Genomic DNA, 20,382 nt, shown 5'->3' on the forward strand with positions numbered 1-20,382 from the left:
GTGCTCTGGATCGTCGGGGGGTCCGGGAGGGGGTGCCGTTCGCGTTCAGCCGTTGCCGAACCTCTTGTCGATGAAGTCGAAGAGTTCGTCATCGCTGACCTCTTCGAACGCGTCCGACTCGGCGTCCGCCCCGTCGTCGTCCGCGGTGCGACGCACGTCGTGCCACTTGGCCAGCAGCGTCTGCAGGCGCACGGCGATGTTCGCATGCGCGGCCTCGTCCCCCGCGACCGCCGCCAGATCCTCCGGCGCCAGCGAGGCGAGGCTGTTCTCCAGCCGCTCCAGCTCGTCCGTGAGGGACATTCCGCTGTGCGCCGCCTCCGGTGCCAGCTCCCGGCGCAGCTGCCGCGCGAGCGCCACCGGCGTCGGGTAGTCGTACACCAGCGTCGCCATCAGCTTCAGCCCGGTGGCCGCGTTCAGCCGGTTCCGCAGCTCCACGGCCGTCAGCGAGTCGAAGCCCAGCTCCTTGAACGCCTGCTCGGCGCCCACCTGCTCCTTGGACGCGTAGCCGAGGACGGCGGCCACCTGTCGGCGCACCAGGTCGAGCGTGGTGCGCTCCTGCTGGGCCTCCGACTGCCGCGCCAGCTGCTGCGCCAGGGTCTCCGCCCCGGCCCCGTCCGCCGTTTCGGCGACGGCCGTGCCGCCGCTGTCGGCGGCGCGCCGCACCGGAGTGCGCACCAGGCCGCGGTAGAGCGGCAGCAGCTCCCCGGCGGAGGCGGCACCGCGCAGCGCCGCCAGATCGAGCCGTACGGGCACCAGCACCGCTTCGTCGGTCACCGCGCGGGCGGCGTCGAACAGGGCCAGGCCCTCCTCGGCGGACAGCGGCAGCACACCGCCGCGCGCCGCCCGCTTCAGGTCGGCCGCGCCGATCCTGCCGCCCATGCCCCGCTCCTCGGCCCACATGCCCCACACGAGGGACTGCGCGGTACGGCCGGTGGCGCGGCGGTGTCCGGCGAGCGCGTCGAGGAACACGTTCGCCGCCGCGTAACCGCCCTGGCCCGGGCCGCCGATCGTCCCGGCCGCGGCCGAGAAGAGCACAAAGGCGGACAGGTCCAGATCGCGGGTCAGTTCGTGCAGGTTGACCGCCGCGTCGACCTTCGGCCGCAGCACCCGGTCCAGCCGCTCCGGCGTCAGCATGTCGATGACGCCGTCATCGAGGACGCCCGCGGTGTGCACCACGGCCGTCAGCGGACGGTCGGCCGGAATGCCCGCCAGCAGCCCGGCCAGCGCCTCCCGGTCGGCCGCGTCACACGCGACGACGGTGGCCTCGGCACCCAACTCGGCCAGTTCGGCGGTCAGTTCGGCCATGCCCTCGGCGGCGGGGCCGCTCCGGCTGGTCAGCAGCAACCGGCGGGCGCCGTGTGCGGTGACCAGATGGCGGGCTACCAGCCTGCCCAGACCACCGGTGGCGCCGGTGATCAGGACGGTGCCCTCGGGGTCGATCGCGGTGCCGGGTTCGGCGGCCGGGGCCTCGGCCCGGGCCAGCCGTGGCGCGTACGCCGCCCCCGCGCGCAGCGCGATCTCGGGCTCGCCCGAGTCCAGCGCCGCCGCGATCGCCGGGTACGACACCTCGCCGTCGACGTCGAGCAGGACGAACTGCCCCGGGTTCTCCGTCTGCGCGGACCGCAGCAGCCCCCACACGGGCGCGTTGGCCAGGTCCGCGACCTCGGTGTCCCCGGCCGCGGCGACCGCGCCGCGCGTGACCAGCACCAGCCGGGCGCTGCCGGGCCTGCCTCCGTTCAGCCACTCCTGGACCAGGCCCAGGGCCCGGTGGGTGGCGGCGTGCGCGCCCGCGACGAGGTCACCGCTGCCGTCGGGCAGGAAGGGGATCAGGACCGTGTCCGGCGCCGTCCCGTCCATCACGACCGCCATGTCGAGTGCCGCCAGGTCGTCGTGGACCGTGGCGGTGTGCCCGGCCGCGTCGAGGGCCACGCTCAGCTTGAGGTCGTCGCCACCGACGACGGCGAAGCTCGCCGATGTGCCGCCCGAAGGCGCCGCCACCGGGGCCCAGTCGACCCGGAACAGCGAGTCCTGGCGCCCGGACGTCGCCGACGCTCCGGCGATGCGGTCCACGTCCAGCGGCTCGGCGGCCAGCGCGTCCACCGACGCGACGAGCGCGCCCGTCTCATCGGCCGCCACCAGCGACACCGTGCCGTCCGCCGCGTCCGCCACCGGGGCCAGCCGCACGCGCAGCGCCTCGGCGCCCACCGCGTACAGGCTCAGCCCCCGCCACGACGCCGCCACCGCGGCACCGTCCACGCCCAGCCCCAGCGGCTGGAGCGCACCGTCCAGCAGGGCCGGATGCAGCGCGAAGCGGGCGGCGTCCGCCTGCTGCGCCTCGCCGACGCGCACCTCCGCGTACACCTCCTCGCCGCGCCGCCACACATGGCGCAGGCTCTGGAACGCCGGGCCGTGCAGCAGCCCGGCGCGCCCCATGCCCGCGTACAGCGCGGCGGTGTCCACCGGCTCCGCGTCGGCGGGCGGCCATACGGCGAACTCGCCGACGGCGGCCGGCCGCATTCCGGCCGGGGCGAGAACGCCCCCGGCGTGCCGCGTCCACGGCTGCTCCTGCTCCGCACCCTCCGGGCGCGAGTACACCGCCAGCGGGCGGCGGCCCTCGTCGTCGGGCTCGCCGAGCGACACCCGCAGCTGAACCCCGCCGCGCTCCGGCAGGATCAGCGGCGCTTCGAGGGTCAGCTCTTCGAGGTAGTCACAGCCAACCTGGTCCCCGGCGCGCACCGCCAGCTCCACGAACGCGGAGCCCGGCAGCACGGCCGTATCGGCGACCGTGTGGTCCGCCAGCCAGGAGTGCGACGCGAGCGACAGCCGCCCGGAGAAGACGTACGCGTCCGCGTCGGGCAGCTCCACCGCCGCACCCAGCAGCGGGTGACCGGCCGCGCCGAGCCCGGCCGAGGCCACCTCGTCCAGGGTGAGCAGTGCGTCGACCCAGTAGCGGCTGCGCTGGAACGCGTACGTCGGCAGGCCGACCTTGCGTGCGCCCCTCCCGGCGAAGAACGCCTCCCAGTCCGGGGCCTGGCCACGCACGTACAGCCGCGCGACGGCGTTCGTCAGCGCCTCGGCCTCGGGACGGTCCTTGCGGAGGGCGGCGACGAAGGCCGCGTCCTCGCCGGTCACGCACTCCTGCGCCATGGCGGTGAGCACACCGTCCGGGCCCAGTTCGACGTACGTGGAGACGCCCTGCGCTTCGAGGGTGCGCACACCGTCGAGGAAGCGGACCGCCTCGCGGACATGGCGCACCCAGAAGTCGGCCGACGTGATCTCCTCGGCGGAGACGACCTCTCCGGTGAGGTTGGAGACGATCGGGATGCGCGGGGCCTCGTACGAAAGCTCCTCGGCCACCTCGCGGAACGCGTCCAGCATCCCGTCCATGCGCGGCGAGTGGAACGCGTGGCTGACGGTGAGCCGCTTGGTCTTGCGACCCTGCGCCTCGAAGAACGCCGCGATCTGCCCCGCATCGTCCTCGTCACCCGCGATGACCACCGACGACGGCCCGTTGAGGGCGGCGATACTCACGCGCTCGGTGAGCAGCGGCGCCACCTCGTCCTCCGACGCCTGCACCGCGATCATCGCGCCACCGGCCGGAAGCTCCTGCATCAGACGGCCACGAGCCGCCACGAGAGTGCACGCATCCGCCAGCGAGAGCACACCCGCCACATGCGCGGCGGCCAGCTCACCGATGGAGTGACCGGACAGGAAGTCCGCCTTCAGACCCCACGCCTCGACCAGCCGGAACAGCGCTACCTCGATGGCGAACAGCGCGGGCTGGGTGAAGCCGGTCCGGTCCAGCGCGGCGGCGTCCTCACCGAAGAGGACATCGCGCAGCGGCTGCTCCAGATGCGCGTCCAAGTGGGCGCACACCTCGTCCAACGCGTCCGCGAACACCGGGTACGCCTCATACAGCTCCCGGCCCATCCCGAGCCGCTGGCTGCCCTGCCCCGTGAACAGGAACGCCACCTTGCCACCGGCCACCGAGCCCTCGACCAGGCCCGGCACCTCGGTCTCGCCGCGCGCCAGCGCCGCGAGACCGGCCAGCAGCCCGTCCCCGCCGCCGTCAGCGGTGAGTACGGCCCGGTGGTCCATGGCGGTGCGGGTGGTGGCCAGCGAGAAAGCTACATCGGTATGGGGCACATCGATGGGTGTGGCGTCGCCGCCCAGGTGGGCCAGCAGCCGTGCGGCCTGACCGCGTACGGCGGCCCGGGACTTGGCCGACAGCACCCACGGCACGGACGGCAGCTCCACCGCCGGATCGGCGGCGGGGGCGGCCTCCGGGGCCGGGGCCTGCTCCAGCACGGTGTGCGCGTTCGTACCGCTGATGCCGAACGCCGAGACCGCCGCCCGGCGCGGACGGCCGGTCTCCGGCCACTCCCGTGCCTCGGTCAGCAACGCCAGTTCACCGGCGGACCAGTCGACGTGCGGCGTCGGCTCGTCCACGTGCAGCGTCTGCGGCAGCACGCCGTGCTGCAACGCCAGCACCATCTTCATCACGCCCGCCACACCGGCAGCGGCCTGCGTGTGACCGATGTTGGACTTGATGGAGCCGAGAAGCAGGGGCTGGCCCTCGGCGCGGTCCTGGCCGTAGGTGGCCAGCAGCGCCTGCGCCTCGATCGGGTCGCCCAGCGTCGTACCGGTGCCATGCGCCTCGACCGCGTCCACCTCGGCGGCCGACAGACCGGCACCGGCCAGCGCCTGCCGGATGACACGCTGCTGCGACGGCCCGTTCGGCGCCGTCAGACCGTTCGACGCGCCATCCTGGTTGATCGCAGAGCCGCGCACGGTCGCCAGCACGGTGTGGCCGTTGCGGCGGGCGTCCGACAGCCGCTCCACGAGCAGCATGCCCACACCCTCGCCCCAGCCGGTGCCATCCGCACCCGCCGCGAACGCCTTGATACGACCATCCGCCGCAAGCCCACGCTGACGACTGAAGTCCACGAACGAACCCGGCGTCGACATCACCGTCACACCACCAGCCAGAGCAAGGGAGCACTCCCCCGCCCGCAACGCCTGAATCGCCCAGTGCAGCGCGACGAGCGACGACGAGCACGCCGTGTCGACGGTGACGGCCGGACCCTCAAGACCCAGCGCGTACGACACCCGGCCCGACATCACACTGGCCGCGTTGCCCGTGCCCAGGAACCCGTCGCCACCGTCCTCCGAGTGGAGGACGAGGGACATGTAGTCCTGGCCGTTCGTACCGGCGAACACGCCGACCTGCTGACCGCGCAGCGTCGTCGGGTCGATCCCGGCCCGCTCAAAGGCTTCCCACGACGTCTCCAGCAGCAACCGCTGCTGCGGGTCCATCGCCACCGCCTCACGCGGCGAAATCCCGAAGAACGCCGCGTCGAAGTCCCCGGCGTCCGCCAGGAATCCGCCCTCGCGGACGTAGGTGGTGTACTCGGTGCCCGGCTCCGGGTCGTACAGCGACTCGACGTCCCAGCCACGGTCGGCCGGGAAGTCCGTCACCGCGTCCTGCCCGGTGGACAGCAGCCGCCACAGCTCCTCGGGCGAGTCCACCCCGCCCGGGAAGCGGCAGCTCATGCCCACGATCGCGATCGGATCGTCGGTGGCCACCAACGAGACCGTGCCGACGGCATCGGCCGGGGTCTCCTCGCCCAGGACCTCCGTACGGAGGTGGCCCGCGAGCGCCGTTGACGTCGGGTAGTCGTAGACCAGGGTGGGCGGCAGCCGCAGCCCGGTCACGGTGTTCAGCCGGTTGCGCAGCTCGACGGCGGTCAGCGAGTCGAATCCCAGCTCGCTGAACGCCCGGCTCGCCTCCACCGCCTCCGCGTCGGCGTGGCCGAGTACGTCCGCCACGGCGGAGCGCACCAGGTCCAGCAGGACGCCCTCGCGCTCCGCCGCCGGAACGCCCGCGAGCCGCTGCGCGAGCGAGGACTCGTCGCCGACCGTACGCGTGGCCTGCTCGCCCGCGGCCTCCAGCGCCGTACGCGCCTCGGGCAGCTCCCGCAGCAGCGGGCTCGGCCGGGACGCGGCGAAGCCGGGGGCCAGCCGCTCCCAGTCGATGTCCGCGACCAGCACGGTCGTCTCGTCCAGATCCAGGGCGCGCTGGAGCGCGGCGATGGCCAGGTCGGCCGCCATCGGCGGCACACCGGCCCGGCGCATGCGCTGCTCCAGCGCGTCGTCCGCGGCCATGCCGCCCTCGGCCCACGGGCCCCACGCCACCGAGGTGGCAGGCAGGCCCTCGGCCCGGCGCCGCTCGGCGAGCGCGTCCAGGAAGGCGTTCGCGGCGGCGTAGTTGGCCTGCCCCGCGGCGCCCATGGAACCGGAGAACGAGGAGAAGAGGACGAAGGCCGTGAGGTCCAGGTCCCGCGTCACCTCGTGCAGGTTGGCGGCGGCGTCGGCCTTCGCGCGCAGCACGGTGGCGAAGCGCTCGGGGGTCAGCGACTCCAGTACGCCGTCGTCCAGCACACCGGCCGCGTGGATGACGGCCGTCAGCGGCAGCTCGGCCGGAAGCCCGGCCACCAGCGCGGCCAGCGCGTCGCGGTCGGCGGCGTCGAAGGCCGCGACGGTGACCCGGGCGCCCGAGGCGGCGAGTTCGTCCCGCAGCTCGGCCGCGCCGGGGGCGTCGAGGCCCCGGCGGCTGGTGAGCACCACGTGCTCGGCGCCCTTGTCGATCAGCCAGCGGGCCACGTGCGCGCCCAGCGCGCCCGTACCGCCGGTGACCAGCACCGACCCCGCACCCGGCCGCCAGTCGCTGCCGCGTGAGGCGGCGGTGGCGTGGGTCAGGCGACGGCCGAAGACACCGGAGGCGCGCACCGCCACCTGGTCCTCGCCCTCGGCGCCGGTCAGCACCCCGGCCAGGCGGGACAGCGCCCGGTCGTCCGCCGTCTCCGGCAGATCGACCAGACCACCCCACCGCTCGGCCAGTTCCAGTGCGGCGACCCGGCCCAGGCCCCAGACCCGTGCCTGCCACGGGTCCGCCGGACCGTCGGACCGGCCGGTGGAGACCGCGCCACGCGTGGCCACCCACAGCGGCGCGGCCACGCCCAGGTCGACCAGGGCCTGCGTCAGCGCGGCCGTACGCAGCAGCCCTTCGGGGCCCGCGGAGACGGACGGCAGCGCGAACACGCCCGCCACCGGGCCCTCCGCGACCGCCTCGCGCAGCCCCTCGGCCATGCCCGCACGGTCCTCGGCGGCCAGCTCGATCCGCCGGACCTCGGCGCCCCGCGCGGACAGCGTCCGTACGGTCCCCTCGGCCCAGACGTCACCGTTCTCACCGTTCTCACCGGCCGGGACGACGACCAGCCATCGGCCGCTCAGCGTCCCCGCACCACGGGCCGACGTCACCGGCTTCCACGTCACCTGGTAGCGCCAGGCGTCCACGGTGGACCGCTCGCCCTGGCGGCGCCGCCACGAGGACAGCATCGGCAGGGCGGCGCCCAGCGAGGAGAGCGCCTCGTCGTCCTCGGACTGGAGCGTCCCGGCCAGGGCGCTCAGATCCTCGCGCTCCACGGCCTCCCAGAACCGGGCGTCCACGGAATCCACCGCCGCCAGCGCCTCGCGGACCTCCTCCGGGTCCTCCACCCAGAAGCGCTGCCGCTGGAAGGCGTACGTCGGCAGGTCGACCCGCACGGCGCCCGTACGGGCGAAGAAGGCCCGCCAGTCCAGTGCGACACCCCGGGTGTGGAGGGCGGCCAGCGCAGCGGTCAGCGACTCGGGCTCGGCGCGTCCCTTGCGCAGCGCGGTCACGAACGCCGCATCGGCCCCGGTGGCGCACTCCTGCGCCATGGCGGTGAGCACACCGTCCGGGCCCAACTCCACGAAGGTGGTGGCACCTTGGGCTTCGAGAGTACGGATGCCGTCGAGGAAACGCACGGCCTCACGGACGTGGCGGACCCAGAAGTCCGGGCTGGTGATCTCCTCGGCGGAGACCACCTCGCCCGTCAGGTTCGACACGATCGGGATGCGCGGCGCCTCGTACGAAAGCCCCTCCGCCACCTCGCGGAACGCGTCCAACATGCCGTCCATGCGCGGCGAGTGGAACGCGTGGCTCACGGTGAGCCGCTTGGTCTTACGGCCCTGCGCCTCGAAGCCGGAAGCGATCTCCAGAGCCGCGTCCTCGTCACCCGCGATGACCACGGACGACGGGCCATTCACAGCGGCGATGCTCACCCGGTCGGTCAGCAGCGGCGCCACCTCGTCCTCCGACGCCTGCACCGCCACCATCGCGCCACCAGCCGGAAGCTCCTGCATCAGACGGCCGCGCGCGGCCACCAGTTTCGCCGCGTCCGCGAGCGAGAGCACACCCGCCACATGCGCGGCGGCCAGCTCACCGATGGAGTGACCGGACAGGAAGTCCGCACGCACACCCCACGCCTCGACCAGCCGGAACAGCGCCACCTCGACCGCGAACAGCGCGGGCTGGGTGAAGCCGGTCCGGTCCAGCGCGGCGGCGTCCTCACCGAAGAGCACCGTCTTCAACGGCTGTTCAAGGTGCCGGTCCAGCTCATCGCATACGGCGTCCAGCGCCTCCGCGAACACCGGGTAGGCGTCGTACAGCGCACGGCCCATCCCGAGCCGCTGGCTGCCCTGCCCCGTGAACAGGAACGCCACCTTGCCGCCCTCGGCCACCGGGCCCTGAGCGGCCAGCCCGGCGGCCGACTCGCCGCGCGCCAGCGCCTCCAGAGCGGACAGCAGCCCGTCCCGGTCCTCGCCGACGACGACCGCGCGCCGCTCCAGCGCCGCCCGGCCGGTCGCCAGCGCGTAGCCGACGTCCGTGGCGTCCAGGTCAGGGTGGGTGCCGAGGTGGGCCAGGAGCCGTTCGGCCTGATCGCGCAGCGCGGCCTCGGACTTGCCCGAGAGCACCCACGGCACCGTCGGCAGCTCCACATCGGAAGCCGCGTCCGCGTCCGGGGCCGGGGGCTGCTCCAGGATGGTGTGCGCGTTCGTGCCGCTCACGCCGAACGACGACACGGCCGCCCGGCGGGGTCGGCCGAGTTCCGGCCACGGGCGGGCGTCGGCCAGCAGCTCGACGTCGCCCGACGCCCAGTCCACGTGCGGGGTGGGCTCGTCCAGGTGCAGCGTCCGCGGCAGCACTCCGTGGCGCATCGCCATGATCATCTTGATGATGCCCGCGACACCGGCCGCCGCCTGCGCGTGGCCGATGTTCGACTTGAGGGAGCCCAGCCACAGCGGCTGCCCCTCCGGCCGCTCACGGCCGTATGTGGCGAGCAGCGCCTGCGCCTCGATCGGGTCGCCCAGCTTCGTACCCGTACCGTGCGCCTCGACCACGTCGATGTCGGCGGTGGTCAGCCGGGCGCTGGTGAGCGCTTCGCGGATGACGCGCTGCTGGGACGGGCCGTTCGGCGCGGTGAGGCCGTTGGACGCGCCGTCCTGGTTGATGGCGGAGCCGCGTACGACCGCCAGCACCCGGTGGCCGTTGCGCCGCGCGTCCGACAGCCGCTCCACGAGCAGCATGCCCGCGCCCTCGGCCCAGCCCGTACCGTCCGCCGAGGCCGCGAAGGACTTGCAGCGGCCGCTGGTCGACAGGCCGCCCTGGCGGCTGAAGTCGATGAAGGTCTCCGGGGTGGCCATGACGGTGACACCACCGGCCAGCGCCATCGAGCACTCGCCGTTGCGCAGCGCCTGCGCGGCCAGATGCAGCGCCACCAGCGACGACGAGCAGGCCGTGTCGACCGTGACCGCCGGGCCTTCGAGGCCGAAGGTGTAGGCGACCCGGCCGGAGGCGACACTGCCCGCGGACCCGGTGCCCAGATAGCCTTCGAGCCCGTCGGGGACCGCGTTCAGGCGGGACAGATAGTCGTGGTACATGACTCCGGCGAAGACACCGGTCCTGCTGCCGCGCGCCGCCGCCGGGTCGATCCCGGCCCGCTCGAACGCCTCCCACGACGTCTCCAGCAGCAGCCGCTGCTGCGGGTCCATGGCAAGGGCCTCGCGCGGGGAGATCCCGAAGAAGTCCGGGTCGAACTCGGCCGCGTCGTGGAGAAAGCCTCCCTGGCCCGTGGTGCTGGTGCCCGCCTTGCCGGGGTCGTCGCTCCGCAGCCCGTCCAGGTCCCAGCCACGGTCGGCCGGGAAGTCGGAGATGGCGTCCACGGAACCCATGACGAGCTGCCACAGCTCCTCGGGCGTACTGACCCCGCCCGGGTAGCGGCAGCTCATCCCGACGATGGCTATCGCGTCGTCGTCGGTGGTGGCCACCGTCGGCACGGGGGCCGCCAGGCCCTCGTCCGCCTGGTCGCCCACCAGCTCGGTCCGCAGATGGCGGGCCAGAACCTGCGGGTCCGGGTAGTCGAAGACGAGGGTGGCGGGCAGCCGCAGCCCGGTCACGGAGTTGAGGTGATTGCGCAGTTCGACCGCGGTCAGCGAGTCGAAGCCCAGCTCCTTGAACGCCCGCGCCGATCCGATGGTGTCCGCGCCCGCGTACCCGAGCACCGTCGCCACCTGCGCACGGACCAGGTCCAGCAGCAGCCGCTCCTGTTCCGGCGCCGACAGCCCCGAGAGCCGCCGCGTCAGGTCCGACTCGACCGACCCGGCGACGGCCTCGACCGCACGCCGCGCCGGTACCCGCACCAGACCGCGCAGCAGCGGCGAGACGGCACCCGCCGCGGCCTGCGTCCGCAGGCCCGGGAGATCCACGCGCATCGGCACCAGGCACGCTTCGCCCACGGACAGCGCGGTGTCGAACAGCGCCAGGCCCTCCGCCACGGGCAGCGGGGGAAGTCCGGCCCGCCGCATACGGGCGATGTCGGCCTCGTCGAGCGTGTCCCCCATACCGCCACCGGCCCAGAGGCCCCACGCCAGCGAGGTGGCGGGCAGGCCACGCGCCGCACGGTGCTGCGCGAGCGCGTCGAGGAAGGCGTTGGCGGCGGCGTAGTTGCCCTGTCCCGGGCTGCCGAACACCGCGGCCACCGACGAGAACACCACGAAGGCCGTCAGGTCCAGGTCCTGGGTCAGCTCATGCAGATTCCAGGCCGCGTCCACCTTCGGACGCAGGACCCCCGCCAGCCTCTCCGGCGTCAACGATCCGATCACACCGTCGTCCAGCACACCGGCGGTGTGGACCACGGCGGTCAGCGGATGCTCGGCGGGGACGGTGGCGAGGGTCGCGGCGAGCGCGTCCCGGTCCGCCACATCGCACGCCGCCCAGCGCACCTCCGCGCCCGCATCGGCCAGTTCGGCGGTCAGCTCGGCGGCGCCGGGCGCCGCCTCGCCACGACGGCTCACCAGCAGCAGCTGCCGTACACCGTGCTCGGCCACCAGACGCCGGGCGAACAGGCCGCCCAGCGAGCCACCGGCCCCGGTCACCAGCACCGTGCCGTCCGGATTCCATTCCGGGGCGCGGCTGTCGGGCCCGGACGTGGCGCGGACGAGCCGGGGAATCCTGAGGGCCCCCTGCCGTACGGCGATGTCGGGCTCGCCGCTCGCCAGCGCCGCGGGCAGCGCGGCGAGCCCCTCCTGACGGCCGTCGACGTCGATGAGGACCACGCGGTCCGGGTTCTCGGACTGCGCCGAACGCAGCAGGCCCCGCACCGTGGCGCCCGCCAGGTCCGCCACCGGCTCACCGGCCTCGGTGGCCAGCGCCCCCGATGTCAGCAGGACCAGACGTGAGTCCGTGAAGCGGTCGTCGGCCAGCCACTGCTGCAACAGCCCCAGTACCTGAGTGGTGGCCTCGTGCGCCGTGGTGGCGGGCGAGGGGTTTTGCCCCACCCCGCCCCTTCCCACAACTTGGGGCTCCGCCCCAAGGCCCCGGTCCTCAAACGCCGGACGGGCTGAAGATGCCGCACCGTCCGCGTGCGGGCCGGAACGCCCTTCGGGCGTGTCCTCAATCGCCGGACGGGCTTGATTTGCCGCACCATCCGATGTCAGGTTCACCAGTACGCATTCCGGCAGCGCCGCGCCGGACTCGATCGCCGCGGTCAGCTCCGCGAGGTCGGCGTACGCCGCGACGTCACCGCCCACTCCTTCCGCCGCCGCGTCACGCGCGAGGTCGTCGGAGCCCAGCACAGCCCACCGGCCGCCGCCATCCGTACCGGCCACGCCCGCGAGTTCGGTCCACTCCAGGCGGAACAACGACTCGTGATGCTCCGTACGCACACTCCGCAGCTGCTCGGCCGAAACCGGGCGCAGCCGCAACGCCTCCACCGCGGCGACCGGCACCCCGGCCGTATCCGCGATCTCCAGCCGCACCCCGTCGCCGTCCACGGGCGTCAACCGCACCCGCAGCGCCGAAGCACCGCTCGCGTACAGCGACACCCCGCTCCACGCGAACGGCAGCCGCCCCTCGCCGTCGGTGTTGCCCAGCCCCGCGAGCCCCACGACGTGCAGAGCCGAATCCAGCAGCGCCGGGTGCAGACCGAACCGGCCCGCCTCCTCCGTCGCGTCCTCGGGCAGCGTCACCTCGGCGAACAGCTCACCCTCGCGCTGCCACGCCCTGCGCAGCCCCTGGAACACCGGCCCATACGCGAAGCCGATGTCCCGCAGACCTTCGTAGCGGCCGTCGAGGTCGATCTCGGTGGCGTCCGCCGGAGGCCACACGCTCAGCTCGAAGGACGCCTCCGGGCGACCACCGGGCGACAGCACACCACTGGCGTGCCGCGTCCACGGCTCCTCGCCCGGCAGACCTTCCTGACGGGAGTGCAGCGCCAACGACCGCCGCCCCGCGTCGTCGGCGGCGCCGACGGCGAGCCGCAGCTGCACACCGCCCTGCTCGGGCAGCGCCAACGGCACTTCCAGCGTCAGCTCTTCCAGATGGTCGCACCCCACCTGGTCGCCCGCCCGGACCGCCAACTCCACCAGCGCCGTGCCCGGCACCAGCACCGTGTCCAAGATGGTGTGCTCGGCCAGCCACGGATGAGTGGACAGCGCCAGTCGGCCGGTGAACAGCGTCCCGTCCGAGTCCGGCAGCTCAGCGGTCGCCGCCAGGAGCGGATGCCCCGCCTCGCCCAGGCCCACGGCGGCCACGTCGCCGAAGAACAGCGACGACACCCGCGGCCAGTAGCGCTGCCGCTGGAAGGCGTACGTGGGCAACTCGACCCGCGCCGCGCCCGTACCGGCGTAGAACGCCGCCCAGTCCACCGGCACCCCACGGACATGCGCCCGCGCGACGGCGTTCGTCAGCGCCTCGGCCTCGGGGCGGTCCTTGCGGAGGGCGGCCGCGAAGGCGGCGTCCTCGCCGGTCACGCACTCCTGCGCCATCGCGCTGAGCACACCGTCCGGGCCCAGCTCGATGAAGGTGGTGACGCCCTGTGCTTCGAGGGTCCGTACGCCGTCGAGGAAGCGGACGGCCTCCCGGACGTGGCGCACCCAGAAGTCCGGGCTGGTGATCTCCTCGGCGGAGACCACGGCACCGGTCAGATTCGACACGATCGGGATACGCGGAGCCTCGTACGAAAGCCCCTGCGCCACCTCGCGGAACGCGTCCAACATGCCGTCCATACGCGGGGAGTGGAAGGCGTGGCTGACCGTGAGCCGCTTGGTCTTACGACCCTGCGCCTCGAAGCCCGCCGCAATCTCCAGGGCGGCATCCTCGTCACCCGCGATGACCACGGACATCGGGCCGTTCACAGCGGCGATGCTCACCCGGTCGGTGAGCAGCGGCGAGACCTCGTCCTCCGACGCCTGCACCGCGATCATCGCGCCACCGGCCGGAAGCTCCTGCATCAGACGCCCACGAGCCGCCACCAGCGTGCACGCGTCCGCCAGCGACAGCACACCCGCCACATGCGCGGCAGCCAGCTCACCAATCGAGTGCCCCGACAGGAAGTCCGCCTTCAGACCCCACGCCTCGACCAACCGGAACAGCGCCACCTCAACCGCGAACAACGCAGGCTGGGTGAACCCGGTCCGGTCCAGCGCCTCGGCATCGTCCCCGAACAACACATCCCGCAGCGGCCGCTCCAGATGCGCGTCCAAGTGGGCGCACACCTCGTCCAGCGCATCCGCGAACACCGGGTACGCCTCATACAGCTCCCTGCCCATCCCGAGCCGCTGGCTGCCCTGACCCGTGAACAGGAACGCCACCCGGCCACCGGCCACCGACCCCTGCACCAGCCCGGCGGCGGAACGTCCCTCCGCCAGCGCCTCCAGACCAGCCAGCAACCCGTCCCGGTCCTCCGCGACCAGCGCCGCCCGCTCGTCGAGCGCCGACCGGCCGACGGCCAGGGAGTAACCGAGATCCGCCAACCGGATCCCGTCCTCCCCCACGAGATGGTCGCGCAGCCGCCCGGCCTGCGCCCGCAGCCCCTCCTCCGTCTTGCCCGAGAGGACGATCGGCAGCACACCGTCACCGGGAACATCCCCGACCACGGACCCGGCCGACTCCACCTCGGCCACCGGCGCCTGCTCCAGCACCGCATGAGCGTTGGTACCGCTGAAGCCGAACGAGGAGACGCCCGCACGGCGCGGCTCACCGGTCTCCGGCCACGGCCGGGTCTCGGACAGCAACTCGATGTCGCCCGCCGACCAGTCCACATGCGGCGACGGCTCATCCACATGCAGGGTCCGCGGCAGCACACCGTGCCGCATCGCCAGCACGATCTTCATCACACCGGCAACACCAGCGGCCGCCTGCGTATGGCCGAGGTTCGACTTCACCGACCCCAGCCACAGCGGCTGCCCCTCCGGCCGGTCCTGGCCGTACGTGGCCAGCAGCGCCTGCGCCTCGATCGGGTCGCCCAGCGACGTACCCGTACCGTGCGCCTCCACCATGTCCACTTCGGAGGCCGACAGACCCGCGTTTGCCAGCGCCTGCCGGATGACACGCTGCTGCGACGGGCCGTTGGGCGCCGTCAGGCCGTTGCTCGCACCGTCCTGGTTGACGGCCGAGCCGCGCACCACGGCCAGCACCGGGTGGCCGTTGCGCCGCGCGTCGGACAGCCGCTCCACGAGCAGCATGCCGACGCCCTCGCCCCAGCCCGTGCCGTCCGCGCTCGCCGCGAACGCCTTGACCCGGCCGTCCTGCGCGAGCCCCCGCTGACGGCTGAACTCGATGAACGCGCCAGGGGTGGACATCACGGTCACACCACCGGCCAGCGCCATGGAGCACTCACCGGCCCGCAGCGCCTGGACCGCCGTGTGCAGGGCGACCAACGAGGAGGAGCAGGCGGTGTCGATGGTGAGGGCCGGGCCCTCCAGGCCGAAGGTGTACGCCAGTCGGCCCGAGATCACACTGGCCGCGTTGCCCGTACCCACATGGCCGTCGATGGCGTCCTGCTCACCGGCCAACAGCACCGACAGATAGTCCTGGCCGTTGGTGCCGACGAAGACACCGGCCGTCGAACCACGCAGCGTCGCCGGGTCGATCCCGGCCCGCTCGAACGCCTCCCACGACGTCTCCAGCAGCAACCGCTGCTGCGGATCCATCGCCAGCGCCTCACGGGGCGAGATCCCGAAGAAACCGGGGTCGAAGTCCGCCGCGTCGTCGAGGAAACCTCCGTCACGGGCGTACGAGGTGCCCGGCTGATCCGGGTCCGGGTCGTACAGCGCCTCCAGGTCCCAGCCCCGGTCCGTGGGCATACCCGAGATCGCGTCCGTACCGGACATGAGCAGCTGCCACAGCTCCTCGGGAGTCCGCACACCACCCGGGAACCGGCAGCTCATCGCCACGATCGCGATCGGTTCGTCATCGACGTCCACGGCCCCGGCCACCGCCGGGCCGTCGACACCGGCCACCTGCCCGCCGAGAAGCTCGGTGAAGAGATGGTCGGCCAGGGCGATCGGCGTCGGGTAGTCGTAGACGAGCGTGGCGGGAAGCCGCAGCTCGGTGGCCGCGTTCAGACCGTTGCGCAGCTCCACCGCGGTCAGCGAGTCGAAACCGATCTCCCGGAACGCCCGCTCGGCACCGACCTCCGCCACATCGGCATGGCCCAGCACCCCCGCGACATGCGTACGCACCAGATCCACCAGCGCACGCTTACGCTCCGCTTCGGGCAGTCCGAGCAGCCGCTCGGCCAGCGCGGAAGCCGACTCGGCACCGCCCTCGCCACGCCCGCCGGAATCCCGTTCGCCGACGTCCCGGACCGGCGTCAGCTCGGCCAGCAGCGGACTCGGCCGAACAGCGGTGAACGTGGACAGGAAGAGTTCCCAGTCGACGTCCGCCACCGTCACGACGGCCTCCGGGCGGGACAGCGCCCGCTGGAGAGCCACCAGGTTCAGATCAGGCGCCATCACCCGCAGGCCACGGCGGCGCAGCTGCTCCTCGGCGTCGCCCTCGGCGGCCATACCGCCGTCCGCCCACGGGCCCCAGGCCACAGCGGTCGCGGGCAGGCCACGCGCCCGGCGCTGCTCGGCCAGCGCGTCCAGGAACGCGTTGCCCGTGGAGTACGCGCCCTGGCCGCCACTGCCCCAGATACCGGCGATGGACGAGAACAGGATGAAGGCGTCCAGGGGGTCGGACGACTCGCCGAAGATGCTGTCGAGGTGGATCGCCCCGGCCGTCTTCGCCTCCACGATGCGGGCGAACTCCGACAGGTCCCCGTCGGTACCGGGCTCCTGGGAGACACCGGCCGCGTGCACCACGGCCCGCACCGGCGTACCGTCCGCCGAAAGCCGCTCCACCAGCGCTTCAAGGGCCTCGCGGTCGGCCACATCGCACGCCTCGACGGTCACGGCGGTGTCGGTGCCGGACAGTTCGGCCACGATCTCGGCCGCGCCCGGCGCGTCCGGACCACGACGGCTGAGCAGCACCAGCCGCTCAGCTCCCTGCTGGGCCAGCCAACGGGCCACATGACGGCCCAACGCACCCGTGCCACCGGTCACCAGCACCGTGCCACGCGGCGTCCACGGCTCGACGGAGGCGGCGGCCGCGTCCCGCGGAGCCCGCACCGCACGCCGTACGAAAACCCCGGCGGCGCGGATCGCCACCTGGTCCTCGCCGCTCGCTCCGGTGAGCACACCCGCGAGCCGGTCCAGCGCCCGCCCGTCCAGCGACTCCGGCAGATCGACCAGACCGCCCCACCGCTCGGGCCACCCGAGCCCCACGGCCCGGCCGAAGCCCCAGAGCTGCGCCTGCGTCAGGCTGTCGAGCCGGTCCGCACCACCGATCGAGACGGCGCCCCGGGTCGCACACCACACGCGCGCCGAGGCATAGCCGTCCCGGTCTTCCAGCGCTTCGACCAGCGCACCGGTCAGCGCGAGACCGACCGGCACCGCCGGAGCTTCAGGATGCGGCCGCTCATCCAGCCCCAGCAGCGACAGGACCCCGGCCACCGGACCATCGGCCGCCGCCGAATCAAGCCGCCCGGCGAGCAATTCGACGTCGGCATCGGCCACGTCCAGCTCGGCCCGGACCACCCGCACTCCGCGCCGCACCAGGTCATCAGCCACCGCGGCAACCCAGGGATCGTCCCCACGACCCGCCGGAACTGCCAGCAACCAGGTACCCGTCAGCGCGGCCGTCTCCGACGAGCCACCGCGCACACGGGACTGGGGCCTCCAGACGACGTTGTAGAGACGTCCGTCGACCGTGGACAGCTCCTGCTGTTCACGGCGCCACGACGACAGGGCGGGCAGCACCGCGCTCAGCGGCTGGTCGCCCTCGACCCGCAGTTGACCGGCGAGCGCCTCCCAGTCGCCGCGCTCCACCGCCTCCCAGAAGCGTCCCTCGACCACGTTCACGGCCGGGGCGCCCGACGCCGCCGCCTCCGGAGGGGCCTCGAGCCAGTACCGGCGGCGCTGGAACGCGTACGTCGGCAGCTCGACCCGGTCGGCGCCCGTGCCCGCGTAGAACGCGGTCCAGTCCACCGGCACGCCACGCACATGCGCCCGCGCCACGGCGGTGGTCAGCGCCTCGGCCTCGGGACGCCCCTTGCGCAGCGCGGAGATGAACGCCGCGTCCTCGCCGGTCACGCACTCCTGCGCCATCGCGCTGAGCACACCGTCCGGGCCCAGTTCGAGGAACGTGGTCACGTTCCGGGCTTCGAGCGTCCGTACGCCGTCGAGGAAACGCACCGCCTCCCGGACATGCCGCACCCAGAAGTCGGGGCTGGTGATCTCCTCGGCGGACACCACGGCACCGGTCAGGTTCGAGGCGATCGGGATGCGCGGCGCCTCGTACAACAGCCCCTGCGCGACCTCGCGGAACGCCTCCAGCATCCCGTCCATACGCGGCGAATGGAACGCGTGGCTGACCGTGAGCCGCTTGGTCTTACGACCCCGCTCCTCGAAAGACGCGGCGATCTCCAGAACCGCGTCCTCGTCACCCGCGATGACCACCGACGACGGGCCATTCACAGCGGCGATGCTCACCCGGTCGGTGAGCAGCGGCGCCACCTCGTCCTCCGACGCCTGCACCGCCACCATCGCGCCACCAGCCGGAAGCTCCTGCATCAGACGCCCACGCGCCGCCACCAATCGGCAGGCATCCGCGAGCGACAACACGCCCGCCACATGCGCGGCGGCCAGCTCACCGATGGAGTGGCCCGACAGGAAGTCCGGCTTCACACCCCACGCCTCGACCAGCCGGAACAGCGCCACCTCGACCGCGAACAGCGCGGGCTGCGTGAACCCGGTCCGGTCCAGCGCTTCCGCGTCGTCCCCGAACAGCACCGTCTTCAGCGGACGTTCAAGATGCGGGTCCATCTCCGCGCACACCGCGTCCAGCGCCGCCGCGAACACCGGGAAGGCGTCGTACAGCTCACGACCCATCCCCAGCCGCTGGCTGCCCTGGCCCGTGAACAGGAACGCCACCTTGCCCGGCACTGGCGAGCCCTGCACCAGCCCGGGGGTGGTCCCGTCCGCCGCCAGGGCGTCGAGTCCGGCCCGGAGGCCGTCGCGGTCGGCCGCGACGACCACCGCGCGGTGGTCGAAGGCCGAGCGGGTGGTGGCGAGCGAGTGGCCGAGGTCGAGCGGGCGCAGGTCGGGGTGGGCCCGCACATGCGCAGCCAGGCGCTCGGCCTGGGCGCGCAGGGCGGCGGCGCCGCGTCCGGACAGGACCCACGGCAGCACGGCGGGGGCCGCGGCGGGGGCCGAAGAGGCAGTGGCCGGTTCGGGCTCGGGCGCCTGCTCGATGATGGTGTGGACGTTGGTGCCGCTGACGCCGAACGACGAGATGCCCGCGCGACGCGGGCGGCCGTCCGTCTCCGGCCACTCCCGCGCCTCCGTGAGCAGCGACACCTCGCCCGCCGACCAGTCGACGTGGGGGGTGGGTGCGTCCACGTGCAGCGTCTGCGGCAGCACACCGTGCCGCATCGCCATCACCATCTTGATGACGCCGCCGATACCGGCGACGTTCTGGGTGTGGCCGATGTTCGACTTCAGCGAGCCGAGCCACAGGGGCTGGCCCTCCGGCCGCTCTTGGCCGTACGTGGCGAGCAGCGCCTGCGCCTCGATGGGGTCGCCCAGCGTCGTACCCGTGCCGTGCGCTTCGACGGCGTCCACGTCGGCGGCGGTCAGGCGGGCGTTCTCCAGGGCCTGGCGGATGACACGCCGCTGCGACGGCCCGTTCGGCGCCGTCAGACCATTGCTCGCACCGTCCTGGTTGACGGCCGAGCCACGCACCACCGCCAGCACCGGGTGGCCGTTGCGCCGCGCGTCCGACAGCCGCTCCACCAGCAGCACACCGACACCCTCGGACCAGCCCGTACCGTCCGCCGACGCCGCGAAGGACTTGCACCGGCCGTCGGCGGACAGCCCGCGCTGACGGCTGAACTCCACGAACACGTCCGGGGAGGACAGCACGGTCACGCCCGCCGCCAGGGCGAGCGAACATTCGCTCTGCCGCAGCGCCTGGACCGCCAGGTGCAGCGCGACCGAGGAGGACGAGCAGGCCGTGTCGATGGTGGCCGCCGGGCCCTCCAGACCCAGGGTGTACGAGAGCCGCCCGGACGCGACGCTGGCGGCGGTGCCGGTCAGCAGATGGCCCTCGACGCCCTCCGGCAGGTCGTACCCGCCCGCCCCGTACGCCTGCGTGGAGGCGCCGACGAACACACCGGTCCTGCTGCCCCGCATCGTCGCCGGGTCGATCCCGGCCCGCTCGAACGCCTCCCACGACGTCTCCAGCAGCAGCCGCTGCTGCGGATCCATCGCCAGAGCCTCACGCGGCGAGATCCCGAAGAAACCGGCGTCGAACTGGTCCGCGTCGTACAGGAAGCCACCGCCGCGGGCGTAGAAGGTGCCCGCGCGCTCCGGATCCGGGTCGTACAGCGACTCAAGGTCCCAGCCGCGGTCGCCGGGGAATCCCGAGATGGCGTCCTGACCGTCCGCGACGAGCTGCCACAGCTCCTCGGGGCTGCCGACGTCGCCGGGGAACCGGCAGCTCATGCCGACGATCGCGATCGGTTCGCGCGACGCGTCGGTGAGCTGCTGGTTCTGCTTGCGCAGCCGCTCGGTTTCCTTCAGCGAGGCCCGCAGCGCGTCAACGAGTTTGTCGTTGGGGGTTGTCATCGTCCTACT

The 20,382-nt window shown here is 73.3% G+C and carries 1 protein-coding gene; it reads right to left on the minus strand.

Translation table 11 applies throughout. The annotated features are described in order from the left end of the window. Positions 1 to 45 precede the first annotated feature (45 nt). Positions 46 to 20,373: a type I polyketide synthase gene (locus ACZ59A_RS05495; RefSeq protein WP_470953813.1), complete on the minus strand. Its 20,328-nt coding sequence runs from the start codon at positions 20,371 to 20,373 to the stop codon at positions 46 to 48. Between the last annotated feature and the right edge of the window lie 9 nt (positions 20,374 to 20,382).

The sequence above is a fragment of the Streptomyces sp. NPDC040405 genome (assembly GCF_055595765.1).